Below are 14,716 nucleotides of genomic sequence, written 5' to 3'. Positions count from 1 at the left end.
GGCGCGGCTTAGATTGCCGCGTCGTCTTCTTCACCGGTACGAATACGAATAACGCGTGCCACGTCGAAAACAAAAATCTTACCGTCACCGATTTTACCGGTCTGCGCGGTACGAATAATGGTGTCAACGCAGGTATCGACGATGTCGTCGGGAACCACAATTTCAATTTTTACCTTCGGCAGAAAATCCACCATGTATTCCGCACCACGGTATAACTCGGTATGGCCTTTCTGACGGCCAAATCCTTTCACTTCTGTCACAGTCATACCGGTAATGCCGACTTCAGCCAGCGCTTCACGGACGTCGTCCAGCTTGAAAGGTTTAATAATCGCATCAATCTTTTTCATGCTATTCCTTGAAAAGGTCGCCTGTCTTTTGATCGAATAAAACTAACATAATCCGCAGATTTATTCTTTGAAATCGTTTGCCTCCAGCTCATGGCGAGAAAGCAACTTGTAGAACTCGGTGCGATTGCGCCCCGCCATTCGCGCCGCATGGGTCACATTGCCTTTTGTGATTTGCAATAGTTTGCGCAGGTAGTTAAGTTCAAACTGATTGCGCGCTTCAACAAAAGTCGGCAGCGCGGTGTTCTCCCCTTCCAGGGCCTGCTCCACCAGCGCATCGCTGATAACCGGCGAAGAGGTCAAGGCCACGCACTGCTCAATCACGTTGACCAACTGACGTACGTTGCCCGGCCAACTGGCGGTCATCAAACGCTTCATGGCATCGGTCGAGAAGGCACGCACGAAGGGTTTGTGCCGTTCAGCAGACTGTCGCAGCAGGTGGTTTGCCAGCAGCGGAATATCTTCCGTACGCTCGGCAAGCGCTGGGATCTTCAGACTAACCACGTTGAGGCGATAGTACAAATCTTCACGGAACTCGCCCCGCGCCATCGCTTTAGGCAGGTCGCGGTGGGTAGCCGATATAATGCGCACATCAATGTCTATATCGCGGTTACTGCCCAGCGGCCTGACCTTGCGTTCCTGTAAAACGCGCAGCAATTTGACCTGTAACGGCGCGGGCATATCGCCAATCTCATCAAGGAACAGCGTCCCGCCTTCCGCCGCCTGAAACAGGCCCTCGCGATTGCTTACCGCACCGGTAAAGGCGCCGCGCGCATGACCAAACAGTTCGGATTCCAGCAGCTGTTCCGGTAACGCGCCGCAGTTAATAGCAATGAATGGCTTGTGGCTGCGCGGGCTGGCGTTATGAATCGCCTGGGCAAACACCTCTTTCCCGGTTCCGCTTTGACCGTTAATCAATACGCTCACATCCGATTGCGCTACCATCCGCGCCTGTTCTAACAGACGCAGCATCAGCGGGCTGCGGGTGACGATAGACTCACGCCAGCTGTCATCAGTGGCTGGCGCAGACTGTTCCAATGCGCCATCAATCGCGTGATATAACGCGTCTTTATCAACCGGCTTGGTGAGAAAACTGAATACCCCTTGCTGCGTCGCGGCAACGGCGTCAGGGATGGAACCGTGAGCAGTGAGGATGATAACCGGCATTCCAGGTTGTACTTTCTGGATTTCAGTAAACAGCTGCATGCCGTCCATTTCATCCATACGCAGATCGCTGATAACCAGATCCACTTTTTCGCGGTTCAGCACCCGTAACCCTTCCTGCCCACTTTCGGCGGTTACGACGCTGTAACCTTCGCTGGTCAGTCGCATACCGAGCAATTTCAACAGGCCCGGATCGTCATCCACCAGCAGCAGATGTGCGGGCTTACGGCTTATCATGGTGTGACCTCATCGGCAGATGGCGCAGTGCCATCCTCGTTATCAGGCGTGGTGAGTTTATCATTCCCGTGCGGCGCATCAGGATTGTAGCTGCCGGCAGGTTTGCGCGTGGAAAGCTGACGTTCTATATCGGTCAGATTCTCCAGCTTACGGGTTGTGAGATCGAGCTGGGACTGCAAATGCTGCTGCTGTTGACGCAGCGTGTCCAGATCGCTGTCCGATGTTTGCTGAAGTTTACTGTAGCGCATACGCTCTTCGGCAAGCTGCAGTTGTAGCGTTTGGCTGCTGAGCCAGACCTGATACAGCGGTCTGACTTGCGGCGGAATTTGCGGACTTAATGCCTCGAGGCGCGTAACAGCCTCCCGCCTTTCAGGTGGCGTAATGTTAGCGTTATCAAGCAGAATCCCGCGTCTGAAAGCCCCCTGCCAGGTATCTGGCATCATCATACTGGCTTCACTGCGCGCCTGTACCGGCATCAGGCGATTGGCGCAATCCATTGCCCGCAGCCAGTACAGTGGGTTTGTCTCTGTAGGCTGGCTCGTCAGGGACCAGATATCCGTACACTCGGTTGCAAGATAGTCCGCCAGTTGGTAAGGCGGAATTTTCTCCTGAGAGGGGTCGCCAGTAACATGATTCACCGCGTTCGGCACGCACCCGGCCAGCGCCAGACACGGCAGGCTCATAAGCAAGACTCGACGGAAAAAATGTCGTTTAAGCATTCGGAAAACAACGTGTGGCATACTCACCAGACTTAGGTTTATTTTAGTGATTTTTTGCAGCAGATAGGGGCAATTCTATGCGAAAACAAACGCTTTGCGCATGGTCATCAACCAGATACAGTTTGCCTCGCATACGGCGGATGCAATCTCTGGCAATGCTCAGCCCCAACCCGCTTCCTTTTACCGCCCCTTTTCGCTGATGGCTACCCTGGAAAAAAGGCTCGAAGATCATGGTCTGTTCTGCTTCTGGAATCGGTGTGCCTGTATTCGTTATATCGATGTATACCGTTGAGCCATGCAAACTGCTGCGAATCCAAATGTTACCGGATTCAGCGCCATAGTGCACCGCATTGGAATAAAGATTGTCCAGCACGCTCATCAACAGCATCGGTTCCGCCAGGCAGGTGTTCGCCTCAAGCGCTACCTCAGTATGTATCATTTTGCCGCGAGCAGGCAGGCTATGTGCAGAAACAACGCTTTCAACCAGCGGCGCGATGTCCACACTCTCAAGCTCAACCTCGTCATCCGCCAGTTTGCGGTTGTAATCAAGAAGCTGCTCAATCAGCTTTTGCAGGTTACGGCTGCTGTCATCCAGAATACCGACCACCTCTTTTTGCTCCGGCGTAAGCGGTCCAACGACCTGATCGGCCAGCAACTCCGTCCCTTCGCGCATGCTCGCCAGCGGCGTTTTCAGCTCATGGGAAAGATGACGTAAAAACTGATGCCGTTGCGACTCAAGCCAGGAAAGACGTTCGCTCAACCAGATAATGCGCTGACCGACAGACCTCAGCTCACGCGGCCCGGTAAATAATACGCTGTCGCCCAGCGAGCGCCCTTCCCCCAGCCGATTGATCATCCTTTCTATGCCCTTCACCGGGCCGATAATCATACGAGTGAACAGCAGTACCATCGCCAGGCTGACGAGAAACAGCACCAGCGCCTGCCAGCCGAAGAACTGCCCACGTTCGGCAATTTCCTGCTGTAGCTGCTGGCCACGAGAAAAGACCACGGTGCGCGTCGCCTGTACCATCTCGGTATTGGCATTCGCGAACGCTTCCAGCCGGGCTGCCGCTACGCTATCTGGACCGCTGTTATTGCACTGTAATTGCGCGAGGTCGTTGAGATCCTGACGTAACGCCTGATAAAGCTTGGTATCCGGCAACACGCCCGCATGCGCATCCAGCATGTCGCTATAGCGCTTACGCTGACTCTGGTAGACCTTTGCCAACGTTGAGTCATCAAGCACACAATACTGCCGGTAGCTACGCTCCATCTCCAGCGCGGCGTTGGTCATCGCCTCACTGCGTCTGGCGTCAATCAGCGTGGTGCGGTTGGTCAGCGCCGCCTGCGCGCTCAAGGCATTCAGGCTTTGCCACGCCTGCCAGGCCAGAACTAACAACGGCAGCAGAATCAGCAAGAATGCCAACATAACCAATTGACGTAAAGATCGGGGGAAAACTGACCAGCGCTTCAAGGCGTTACTCTCAATGGACAGGAATAGCTTGATGCTAACTGAGGGGAACGCCAGATACAACAAAGCCGGGATTAACCCGGCTTTGTTGTGGAATAAGGCGGTGCCTAACTCGACGTTTCGCCCGGAGGTTGATATGAGCCATGCTAATATCAGATGTTGGACGGCAGGCACCTTGTTGTGCGTCATTCGAAGTTTATGTAGCGCTTCCCGAAGGGGCTGACATAAGAAGGTGAATGAGCCACTGGTTAATATTATGCAGCATCTGTGCCAATATTCAAAACACTTTGTTAACACAATGATAGATATGAAGAATATCGTTGTTCATGCAAAAAATGGTTCTGCCGGTTTTTTGCACTTTCTGTCGCCAATCAGCAACAGCTGTAGCACTTAAAAACAAAACCATTATAAATCATATAATTAAATGTCTCTTTTTGACGACATCATCACCCCACCCATGTCGGGATTTCCCGACACTTTAATTTTGCGGCATAAGCACTGATTTTATTGCCGGATGGCGGCGTAAACGCCTTATCCGGCCTACAAAGAGACAGGCAAAAAAAAAGCCCCTCGCAGGAGGGGCTTAATGGCTATCGGGCTAATTAACCGAGCTGTTTGCGCGCGTTGCGGAAAATACGCATCCACGGGCTGTCTTCGCCCCAGTTTTCCGGGTGCCAGGAGTTAGCCACGGTGCGGAACACACGTTCCGGGTGCGGCATCATAATGGTGACGCGACCATTTTCAGTGGTAACGGCAGTAATACCGTTCGGCGAACCGTTCGGGTTCGCCGGGTAGGTTTCGGTCACCTTACCGAAGTTATCAACGTAGCGCAGCGCCACCAGGCCTTTGCTCTCAAGCTGAGCCAGATGCGCGTCGTCACGCACTTCCACACGGCCTTCACCGTGAGAAACGGCAATCGGCATCATCGAACCAACCATGTCGGAGAGCAGTAAAGACGGGCTTTGCGTCACTTCGACCAGGCTGAAGCGGGCTTCAAAACGATCGGAGTGGTTACGCACAAAGCGCGGCCACAGGTCGCTTCCCGGGATCAGTTCGCGCAGGTTAGACATCATCTGACAACCGTTACACACGCCCAGCGCCAGCGTTTGCGGGCGATGGAAGAAGGTTTCAAACTCATCACGGACGCGGTTGTTGAACAGAATCGACTTCGCCCAGCCCTCCCCGGCGCCGAGCACATCACCGTAAGAGAAGCCGCCACAAGCTACCAGCGCCTGGAAATTCCCCAGACCGATACGTCCGCCCAGCAGATCGCTCATGTGCACGTCGATAGCATCGAAGCCCGCACGATGGAAAGCGGCCGCCATCTCGACGTGGGAGTTAACGCCCTGCTCACGCAGTACAGCGACTTTAGGACGTGCGCCGGTGGCGATGTACGGGGCAGCAACATCTTCGTTGATATCGAACGTCAGTTTAACGTTGAGGCCAGGATCGGCGTCGTTGGTTTTAGCGTCGTGTTCCTGATCGGCGCACTCCGGGTTGTCGCGCAGACGCTGCATCTGCCAGGTGGTTTCTGCCCACCATATACGCAGGGTAGTACGGCTTTCGCTGAACACCGACTGTCCGTTAGCGGAGAGAGTGAAGCGGTCGCCTTCCACGGCTTTGCCGAGGTAGTGTACGCAGTCTGCCAGGCCGTTGGCCGCCAGAATGGCTTCCACCGCGTCACGGTCAGCGGCGCGAACCTGGATCACCGCGCCCAGTTCTTCGTTAAACAGCGCTGCCAGACGATCGTCGCCCAGCGTGCTGATATCAGCCTCAATACCACAGTGCCCGGTGAAAGCCATTTCCGCCAGCGTCACCAGCAAGCCGCCGTCGGAGCGATCGTGGTAAGCCAGCAGCTTGCGCTGTGCGACCAGCGCCTGCATGGCGTCGTAGAAGCCTTTCAACTGCGCCACGTCACGTACGTCGGCCGGTTTGTCGCCCAGTTGGCGGTAAACCTGCGCCAGCGCGGTCGCGCCGAGTGCGTTGTGGCCCAGACCAAGGTCAATTAACAGCAGGGCATTATCTTCAGTAGAGAGCTGCGGAGTAATGGTGTGGCGCACGTCTTCCACGCGGGCAAAAGCGGTGATCACCAGTGACAACGGCGAGGTCATTTCGCGCTGTTCGTTGCCTTCCTGCCAGCGGGTCTTCATCGACATGGAGTCTTTACCCACCGGAATGGTCAGGCCAAGCGCCGGACATAATTCTTCCCCGACGGCTTTTACCGCTTCGAATAACCCGGCATCTTCACCCGGGTGACCCGCAGCCGCCATCCAGTTTGCGGAGAGTTTAATGCGTTTGATGTCGCCAATCTGTGTTGCCGCAATGTTAGTAAGCGCTTCACCTACAGCCAGACGGGCAGAAGCTGCGAAGTCCAGCAGAGCGACTGGCGCACGTTCGCCGATAGACATCGCTTCGCCATAGTAGCTATCAAGACTGGCGGTGGTCACCGCACAGTTAGCCACCGGGATCTGCCACGGCCCGACCATCTGGTCACGCGCCACCATACCGGTAACGGTACGGTCGCCGATGGTTACGAGGAAGGTTTTTTCCGCGACGGTCGGCAGATGCAGTACGCGGTTCACCGCATCGGCAATCGAGATTTCGCCACGATTCAGGGCATCACCCTTAGCTTTCAGCGTCTGCACGTCGCGGGTCATCTTCGGCGTTTTGCCCAGCAACACGTCCAGCGGCATATCGATCGGCTGGTTGTCGAAGTGGCTGTCGCTCAGGGTCAGATGCTGCTCTTCGGTGGCTTCGCCAATCACCGCGTACGGCGCGCGCTCACGCTTACACAGCTCGTCAAACAACGGCAACTGGTCAGCGGCAACCGCCAGCACGTAGCGTTCCTGAGATTCGTTACACCAGATTTCCAGCGGGCTCATACCCGGCTCGTCGCTGAGGATATCGCGCAGCTGGAATTTACCGCCACGACCGCCATCGCTTACCAGCTCCGGCATGGCATTGGACAGACCGCCCGCGCCGACGTCGTGAATAAACAGAATCGGGTTGGCATCGCCCATCTGCCAGCAGCGGTCGATAACTTCCTGACAGCGGCGTTCCATTTCCGGGTTATCGCGTTGTACGGAGGCGAAGTCGAGATCGGCATCAGACTGACCGGAAGCCATAGAGGATGCAGCGCCACCGCCGAGGCCGATGTTCATCGCCGGACCGCCGAGAACGATCAGCTTTGCGCCGACGACGATCTCGCCTTTCTGCACGTGATCGGCGCGGATGTTGCCGATCCCGCCCGCCAGCATGATCGGCTTGTGGTAGCCGCGCAGCTCTTCACCATTGTGGCTGTTGACCTTCTCTTCGTAGGTACGGAAGTAGCCGGTCAGCGCCGGGCGACCAAATTCATTATTAAACGCCGCGCCGCCTAATGGCCCTTCGGTCATGATATCCAGCGCGGTAACGATACGGTCCGGCTTACCAAAGTCTTCTTCCCATGGCTGTTCAAAGCCCGGAATACGCAGGTTGGAAACGGAGAAGCCCACCAGCCCGGCTTTCGGCTTCGCGCCGCGCCCGGTTGCGCCTTCATCACGAATTTCACCGCCGGACCCGGTTGCCGCGCCCGGCCACGGAGAGATGGCGGTCGGGTGGTTGTGAGTTTCTACCTTCATCAGGATATGGGCTGGCTCCTGATGGAAATCGTAGCGACCGGTTTTGTGGTCGGCAAAGTAGCGCCCCACTTCAGAACCTTCCATCACCGCGGCGTTGTCTTTATAGGCGGACAGCACGTGGTCCGGGGTGGTTTCAAAGGTATTTTTGATCATCTTAAACAGCGACTTCGGCTGCTGTTTACCGTCGATAACCCAGTCGGCGTTAAAAATCTTGTGGCGACAGTGCTCAGAGTTAGCCTGCGCGAACATGTACAGTTCGATGTCGTTCGGGTTGCGCCCCAGTTTGCTGAACGCGTCCTGCAGATAGTCGATTTCATCCTCCGCCAATGCCAGGCCGAGACGCACGTTGGCGTCAATCAGCGCCTGACGGCCCTCACCCAGCAGATCGACGCTGGAGACCGGCGCAGGCTGGTGATGCGCAAAGAGTTTTTCGGCATCGTTTAGCGCAGAGAAAACCGTTTCCATCATGCGGTCGTGCAGTACGTCGGCAACCTCCTGCCACTGCTCCGCAGTCAGCGTAGACGCTTCTACATAGTAAGCAACGCCACGTTCCAGACGGCTAATCTGTTGTAGGCCGCAATTGTGGGCAATATCAGTCGCTTTAGAAGACCACGGGGAGATGGTGCCCGGACGAGGGGTAACCAGCAGCAATTTGCCCTCAGGAGCGTGGCTGTGAAGAGCAGGACCATATTTCAGCAGGCGTGCAAGCTGCGCGTGCTCATCTTTATTCAACGGTGCGTTCAGATCGGCAAAATGGACGTACTCGGCGTAAATATTGTGGACCTGGAGGTTGGCAGCCTGAAAACGTGCCAGCAGTTTGTTAATACGGAATGCAGACAGTGCAGGTGAACCACGCAGAATTTCCATCATAAGTCTCTCGTCTTCTAAGCTTTCGGTGTGCCCAAGTGGGGGAAACGGGCGGTATTATAAAGAATCTACCGCGTCGACGAAACCGTTTGCGTCGAAATAAAATCACGGCCTTGTCTTATCATCAAATGCGGTCTGTTTTCTGAATAAGTTGCCAACTGACGCAAGTTTAAGCAAAATGCCGCTCATTAATGACGACTTCACTTCTTAAACAACACTACAGCAGGCAGAGACAACGTACGGTTCAGAGAATTAACTAATTGAAAAAATTAAAGATTAATTATCTGTTCATCGGCATATTAACGCTGTTGTTGGCAGCGGCCCTCTGGCCATCTATTCCCTGGTTCGGTAAAGCCGAAAATCGTATCGCCGCCATTCAGTCGCGGGGAGAACTGCGCGTCAGTACCATTGACTCGCCATTAACTTATGCGACCCTCAACGGCAAAAAATTCGGTCTGGATTATGAACTGGCCCAGGCGTTCGCCAACTATTTAGGCGTGAAATTAAAAATCACCGTGCGCCAGAACATCAGCCAGCTGTTTGACGACCTGGATAACGGGGATGCCGATCTGTTAGCCGCAGGGCTGGTGTATAACAGCGAGCGGGTGAAAAATTACCAGCCCGGCCCGACCTATTACTCGGTGTCACAACAGCTGGTGTATCGGGTTGGGCAATATCGCCCCCGAACCCTGGCTAGCGTGAATGAAAATCAGTTGACTATCGCCCCGGGGCATGTGGTGGTTAACGATCTCCAGCAGCTAAAAGAGGAAAAATTTCCCGACCTGAGCTGGAAAGTGGATGACAAAAAGGGCACCACTGAACTACTTGATGATGTCATCGCCGGTAAGCTGGATTACACCATTGCCGATTCCGTCGCCATCAGCCTGTACCAACGCGTACACCCTGAGCTGGCCGTCGCGCTGGACGTCTCCGACGAACAGCCGGTGACCTGGTTTAGTCGTCTGGACGATGACAATACGCTGGCCGCTGCCCTGTTGGATTTCTTTAATTCCATGAACGAAGAGGGTTCCCTGGCAAGACTGGAAGAGAAATATCTTGGGCATGGCGATGATTTTGACTATGTCGACACCCGCACCTTTTTGCGCGCCGTAGACAGCGTGTTGCCAGACCTCAAGCCGCTGTTTGAGAAGTATGCGCAGGAAATAGACTGGCGACTGCTTGCCGCGATCTCTTATCAGGAGTCGCACTGGGACGCGCAGGCCACTTCTCCGACCGGCGTACGCGGACTGATGATGTTGACCAAAAATACCGCCCAGAGTCTCGGGCTGACTGACCGTACCGATGCCGAACAGAGCATCAGCGGTGGCGCGCGTTATTTGCAGGATATGATGAGTAAAGTGCCGGATACCGTCCCGGAAGGAGAACGGATCTGGTTTGCGCTTGCCGCCTACAATATGGGTTATGCGCATATGCTGGACGCGCGGGCGCTGACGGTCAAAACCAAAGGCAATCCGAATAGCTGGTCCGATGTAAAACAGCGGCTACCGCTGCTCAGCCAAAAGCCGTATTACAACAAGCTGACCTATGGCTATGCGCGTGGTCATGAAGCCTACGCCTATGTGGAAAATATCCGTAAATACCAGATAAGCCTGGTGGGATATCTGCAAGAAAAAGAAAAGCAGGCGCAGGAAACGCAGCAACTGGCGCAGGATTACCCGGCGGTGTCCCCCGCGGAGTTATTAGGTAAAGAGAAATTCCCGCTTTCGGCGTTTCTGTCTCAGACGTCGTCAAACTACCTGACGCACTCCCCTTCCCTGCTGTTTTCAGCGCAAAAGAAAGAGGAAAAGTAGTCTTATCGGCCTGATAAACATCAGACAATCAGACCGGCGTTTACGCATTGGCGGATTTTTTCAGGGCTTTAATTTCCTGACGACGCATACGAAAGAAATCGCTGAGCAGCGTGGCGCATTCATCCCGCAGGACTCCCTCTGTCACTTCAACCCGATGATTCATTCCAGGGTGATGTAGCACGTCAATTAATGAACCCGCCGCCCCCGTTTTCGCATCGCGCGCGCCAAAAACCACCCGGCCGATACGGCTGTGCACCATCGCGCCGGCGCACATCACGCACGGCTCCAGAGTGACGTACAACGTGGCATCCAACAGACGGTAATTTTGCAGCACCAGGCCGCCCTGACGCAGCGCCATAATTTCAGCGTGGGCCGTGGGATCATGGTGACCAATCGGCCGGTTCCAGCCTTCGCCAATGACGCGGTTATTATGCACTAATACTGCGCCCACCGGGACTTCACGCTCATCCCAGGCGCGCTTAGCCAGCGTTAAAGCATGACGCATCCAGTATTCGTGGCTAAATTCAACTTCAGACAAAGGGGGTAACTCCAGTAATCAAAGCGGGCGCATTATACACAGACGCTCTCGTTTACTCTATTCGAGTTGTTGCAGTTCCCCACGCGGCGTGACGCGCCAGCGATGCTGGCAAAAAGAGAGCAGCGGGTTGTCCTGCTTACTGTCGCTATAACCACTATAAAGTTGCAGCGGCGCGCCAATCTGACGTTCCAGCTGTGTCACTTTCTCATGCCCCAGACAACGCAGAGGCAGCACCCAGCCACCGTATCCTCGCGCCATTTTACTGGCGATCAGATTGACGCGCGGTAGCCACGGGGTATCAAAGTAAACCTGCTCCACCAGCGACTGTGGGGAGCCGGTGATAAGCCAGATATCGGCGTCAGAACTTAACAGATAAGTGGTCAGCCGCTGCTGTACGAGCGGAAACGCCGTCACGTTATCGCGAAACCAACGTACAAAATCGGCCTGGTGCGCTTTCAGACGCGCCTCGCTACGACCAAAAGTGCATCCCCATAACAGCAGGCTCATTGGCCAGCGGGCCGCGCGTCCTTTTATCAACAACGCCAGCGCAATCACCGGTAACAGAGGCAGCACAAGCAGCACGTTCAGCGGCTGACGACGCAGCAGATAACGTATAAAACTCCCGAACATATCCTGCTGATGTAACGTGCCATCCAAATCAAAAAAGACAACGCGGCGCTGGTGATTGGTCAAACTTTATTCCTCTGGATCGTTGAACCCCAATAGCCAGGTAAACAGAAACCCGGCAATAACTGCTACCAGATAGCCTAACAGATAGAACATCACTTTTCCGGCAACAATCGTTAATGCCAGCGGTAATCCTGAGATACCAAAGGTGATAACCGTCGCCACTTTCCAGTAGCTTATCAGCGCCCCGCCTACCGCTCCGCCAAGACAGGCACCGATAAACGGCTTACCCAACGGCAGCGTAACACCAAAAATCAGCGGTTCGCCAATCCCCAACAATCCAACCGGCAACGCCCCTTTGATCACCTTTTTTAGTCGTGCATTGCGGGTTTTCATCAGCACCGCAATCGCTGCACCGATTTGCCCAACACCCGCCATTGCAAGGATTGGGAAGAGCGCGTTATAACCATGCGCCTGCACCAGTTCGACGTGGATAGGCACTAACCCTTGATGAAGCCCGGTGAGCACCAGCGGCAGGAAGGTTCCCGCCAGTATAGCGCCGACCAGAAAACCGCCGCGATCGATAGCCCAGGATGCGCCGTGAGCGATAGATTCGGAAATCCAACCGCCCAACGGTTGCAGCGCCACTATCGCAATAGCCCCGGTAATAATGGTGGTCAGCAGTGGGTTAAGGATCAGTTCCAGTGATTCCGGCAGCAGTTCACGGAATTTGCGTTCGATCCAGCACATCAACGCTACCACCAACAGCACGGCGATTACCCCGCCGCGCCCCGGCTGCAGCGTTTCGCCAAACAGGGTAATTTGCGCCAATTGCGGACTGGAGAGGATCCCCGCCATCACTCCGCCCATCGCCAGAGAACCGCCAAAGACTTTAGCGGTATTCACCCCGACCAGAATATTCATAATGGCAAACACGGCGCTGCCAAATATGCCCATCAGTCCAAGTAAATTCGGATAGTGGGTCGCAAAATCCCCGACGATATCCGGTCGCTTAAGGATGTTAATAATGCCGGTAATTAAACCGGAGGCGATAAACGCCGGAATAAGAGGGATAAAGACGTTCGCCAGCTTATGCAGCGCATCGCTCATCGGCGCTTTGTATTTCGCTTTAGCCGCTGACTTCGTGCGCTCGATATCATGCGCATCGGTGCGCTCGCCGCCTTCGGCAATCAGGGCGCGCATAGCATCCACCACCCTGGCGGCTTTACCGGGACCGACGATGATCTGGTGCTGCGCACCCTGCTTCACGTAGCCGCTGACGCCGGACAGTTGCTTGAGTCGGGATACATCGAGCTGAGCCTCATCCCGGACTTCCACCCTGACACGGGTCATACAGTTTTCCAGGCGCAGAATATTTTTCTCTCCGCCAACGCCCAGCAGAATGTCGCTGGCCAGCACCGCCGTCTTATCCATATACACCTCTTAGCGTTCTAATGCCGCGCGTAAAAAACCCTGGTGAGCGGCAAGCTTTTCGCGGGCGGCAGCGGCGTCCAGGCCGGTGAGCGCCATTAAAATGGCGGGTTTAACCTCAAAGTCAGTCTGCTTTAACAAAGCTTGCGCCTGCTCACGCGCAATGCCAGTGGCCTCGACCACCATGCGACACGCCCGATCGACCAGTTTGACGTTGGTTGCCTGCATATCCACCATCAGGTTCTGATACACCTTGCCAAACTTCACCATCGCACCGGTGGAGATCATATTGAGCACCAGTTTTTGCGCGGTACCGGATTTCAGTCGTGTTGACCCCGTCAGGGCCTCCGGCCCTACCACGGGGGAGATGGCAATATCCGCTTCATGAGCAATAGGAGAATCCGGATTGCAGGAAATCGCCACCGTTGTACAGCCTACCGTCCGGGCATATTTCAGCCCACCAATCACATACGGCGTACGACCTGAAGCCGCCAGACCAACCACCAGATCCTCTGGGGTAAGGTTGAGCGTACGCAGATCGTCTTCACCTAACTGCGGGTTATCTTCCGCGCCTTCAACCGCCTTCAGCAACGCGCCCGGTCCTCCGGCTATCAGGCCAACCACCAGACCGTGCGGTACGCCGAAAGTCGGTGGGCATTCAGAGGCATCCAGCACGCCAAGACGCCCGCTGGTACCCGCGCCCATGTATATAATGCGTCCGCCCGCTTTAAGCGCATCCGCCGCCGCATCGACCGCTCGCGCAACTTCAGGAAGAGTGGCTTTTACTGCTTGTGCTACCAGCGTATCCTGTTGATTAAAACGATGAACCAACTCCAGCGTGGAGAGCGCATCAAGATCCATGGTCTGAGGGTTACGGGTTTCTGAAACTAATGCACCGAGATTCATTTTTTGGTCCTTAGGAATTTTTAATTCATAATAATCTTTCATAATGGAATATTATATTCATCCAGGCGAGGGAAATTTTGTTTTGTAATCGCCATCACGTTTTCGCCAGGAGACAGCATGAACTGTTTAATTCGCATTCGTCAGCGTTACCCGGATCTCGCGCAAAGCGATAAAAAAATTGCGGATTATCTCCTTGCTCAACCAGATACCGCGCGTCATCTCAGCTCACAGCAGTTGGCCTTCGAAGCGGGCGTCAGCCAGTCCAGCGTAGTGAAGTTCGCGCAAAAATTGGGTTTTAAAGGATTTCCGGCACTGAAACTGGCGATTAGCGAAGCGCTGGCCAGTAATCCCAACCCCCATTCTGTTCCGGTGCATAACCAGATTCGGGGTGATGACCCGATGCGTCTGGTGGGCGAAAAGCTGATTCAGGAGAACGTGGCGGCGATGCATGCGACGCTGGATATTAACAGCGAAGAAAAACTGTTGGAGAGCGTCACGATGTTGCGCTCTGCCCGACGTATTATTCTGACCGGTATTGGCGCATCGGGTCTGGTCGCGCAGAACTTTGCCTGGAAGCTGTTGAAGATTGGTTTTAACGCGGTAGTCGAACGTGATATGCACGCCCTGCTGGCGACGGTGCAGGCGCTTTCTCCAGACGATTTGTTGCTGGCTATTTCGTACACCGGTGAGCGCCGCGAACTTAATCTGGCGGCAGATGAAACGCTGCGTACCGGGGCCAAAATTCTCGCCATCACCGGATTTACGCCCAATGCCCTGCAGCAACGCGCAAGTCATTGTCTGTATACGATTGCCGAGGAACAGGCCACGCGCAGCGCCGCGATCTCCTCCACCCACGCGCAAATGATGCTCACCGATTTACTGTTTATGGCGCTGGTGCAGCAGGATCTGGAGCATGCCCCGGAACGCATTCGTCACAGCGAAGCGCTGGTAAAAAAACTGGTCTGAGCAAAGAATGCGCGT

11 protein-coding genes are annotated in these 14,716 nt (G+C 54.9%); 2 read left to right on the top strand and 9 right to left on the bottom strand.

Annotated features, from left to right (window positions below; genetic code table 11):
• Positions 1-8 precede the first annotated feature (8 nt).
• The 5 genes from glnB to purL form a co-directional block, all read right to left on the bottom strand.
• The gene (glnB, locus tag ICA20_RS06600; protein WP_000717694.1) at positions 9-347 is read right to left on the bottom strand and encodes a nitrogen regulatory protein P-II; all 339 of its coding nucleotides are present in this window, start codon (positions 345-347) and stop codon (positions 9-11) included.
• A gap of 60 nt (positions 348-407) precedes the next feature.
• A complete protein-coding gene (gene glrR, locus ICA20_RS06595; RefSeq protein WP_304529550.1) occupies positions 408-1,742 on the bottom strand; it encodes a two-component system response regulator GlrR in 1,335 nt (444 codons plus the stop codon).
• The gene (qseG, locus tag ICA20_RS06590; protein WP_038642680.1) at positions 1,742-2,485 is read right to left on the bottom strand and encodes a two-component system QseEF-associated lipoprotein QseG; all 744 of its coding nucleotides are present in this window, start codon (positions 2,483-2,485) and stop codon (positions 1,742-1,744) included. The genes glrR and qseG overlap by 1 nt, the downstream gene beginning before the upstream one ends.
• A gap of 22 nt (positions 2,486-2,507) precedes the next feature.
• On the bottom strand, positions 2,508-3,938 hold the full coding sequence (qseE, locus tag ICA20_RS06585) for a two component system sensor histidine kinase QseE/GlrK (protein WP_123261017.1): 1,431 nt from the start codon (positions 3,936-3,938) through the stop codon (positions 2,508-2,510).
• A 599-nt stretch (positions 3,939-4,537) separates the two neighbouring features.
• Positions 4,538-8,425 (bottom strand): phosphoribosylformylglycinamidine synthase, encoded by a 3,888-nt coding sequence (gene purL / locus ICA20_RS06580; protein WP_038642684.1) that lies wholly within the window; start codon positions 8,423-8,425, stop codon positions 4,538-4,540.
• Between the two features lie 257 nt (positions 8,426-8,682).
• On the opposite strand from purL, the gene mltF reads away from it, so the two are divergent.
• Entirely contained in the window at positions 8,683-10,233 is a 1,551-nt protein-coding gene (mltF, locus tag ICA20_RS06575; RefSeq protein ID WP_038642686.1) for a membrane-bound lytic murein transglycosylase MltF, read from the top strand.
• 40 nt (positions 10,234-10,273) lie between these two features.
• On the opposite strand, the gene tadA is transcribed toward mltF, so the two are convergent.
• From tadA to murQ, 4 genes are all read right to left on the bottom strand, one after another.
• Positions 10,274-10,738: a tRNA adenosine(34) deaminase TadA gene (tadA, locus tag ICA20_RS06570; protein WP_230592307.1), complete on the bottom strand. Its 465-nt coding sequence runs from the start codon at positions 10,736-10,738 to the stop codon at positions 10,274-10,276.
• 90 nt (positions 10,739-10,828) lie between these two features.
• On the bottom strand, positions 10,829-11,464 hold the full coding sequence (yfhb, locus tag ICA20_RS06565) for a phosphatidylglycerophosphatase C (protein WP_038642689.1): 636 nt from the start codon (positions 11,462-11,464) through the stop codon (positions 10,829-10,831).
• A 3-nt stretch (positions 11,465-11,467) separates the two neighbouring features.
• Positions 11,468-12,832, bottom strand: a complete 1,365-nt coding sequence (locus tag ICA20_RS06560; protein ID WP_038642692.1) for a PTS transporter subunit EIIC — start codon at positions 12,830-12,832, stop codon at positions 11,468-11,470.
• 9 nt (positions 12,833-12,841) lie between these two features.
• A complete protein-coding gene (murQ, locus tag ICA20_RS06555) occupies positions 12,842-13,735 on the bottom strand; it encodes an N-acetylmuramic acid 6-phosphate etherase (RefSeq protein ID WP_038643308.1) in 894 nt (297 codons plus the stop codon).
• A 117-nt stretch (positions 13,736-13,852) separates the two neighbouring features.
• On the opposite strand from murQ, the gene ICA20_RS06550 reads away from it, so the two are divergent.
• A complete protein-coding gene (locus ICA20_RS06550; RefSeq protein WP_038642693.1) occupies positions 13,853-14,701 on the top strand; it encodes a MurR/RpiR family transcriptional regulator in 849 nt (282 codons plus the stop codon).
• Positions 14,702-14,716 lie beyond the last annotated feature (15 nt).

This window comes from Citrobacter sp. C5_2 (genome assembly GCF_014596845.2).
Taxonomy (GTDB): Bacteria; Pseudomonadota; Gammaproteobacteria; order Enterobacterales; family Enterobacteriaceae; genus Citrobacter; species Citrobacter werkmanii.
The sequence above is the reverse complement of the archived record's forward strand: the minus strand, read 5'-3'. Positions and strand labels throughout refer to the sequence as shown.

Excerpts from the sequence above, each read along its gene's own strand:
- qseG (WP_038642680.1), bottom strand. The coding sequence starts at position 2,485 with ATGCCACACGTTGTTTTCCGAATGCTTAAACGACATTTTTTCCGTCGA.
- ICA20_RS06560 (WP_038642692.1), bottom strand. The coding sequence starts at position 12,832 with ATGGATAAGACGGCGGTGCTGGCCAGCGACATTCTGCTGGGCGTTGGC.
- purL (WP_038642684.1), bottom strand. The coding sequence starts at position 8,425 with ATGATGGAAATTCTGCGTGGTTCACCTGCACTGTCTGCATTCCGTATT.
- ICA20_RS06550 (WP_038642693.1), top strand. The coding sequence starts at position 13,853 with ATGAACTGTTTAATTCGCATTCGTCAGCGTTACCCGGATCTCGCGCAA.
- murQ (WP_038643308.1), bottom strand. The coding sequence starts at position 13,735 with ATGAATCTCGGTGCATTAGTTTCAGAAACCCGTAACCCTCAGACCATG.
- glnB (WP_000717694.1), bottom strand. The coding sequence starts at position 347 with ATGAAAAAGATTGATGCGATTATTAAACCTTTCAAGCTGGACGACGTC.
- tadA (WP_230592307.1), bottom strand. The coding sequence starts at position 10,738 with ATGCGTCATGCTTTAACGCTGGCTAAGCGCGCCTGGGATGAGCGTGAA.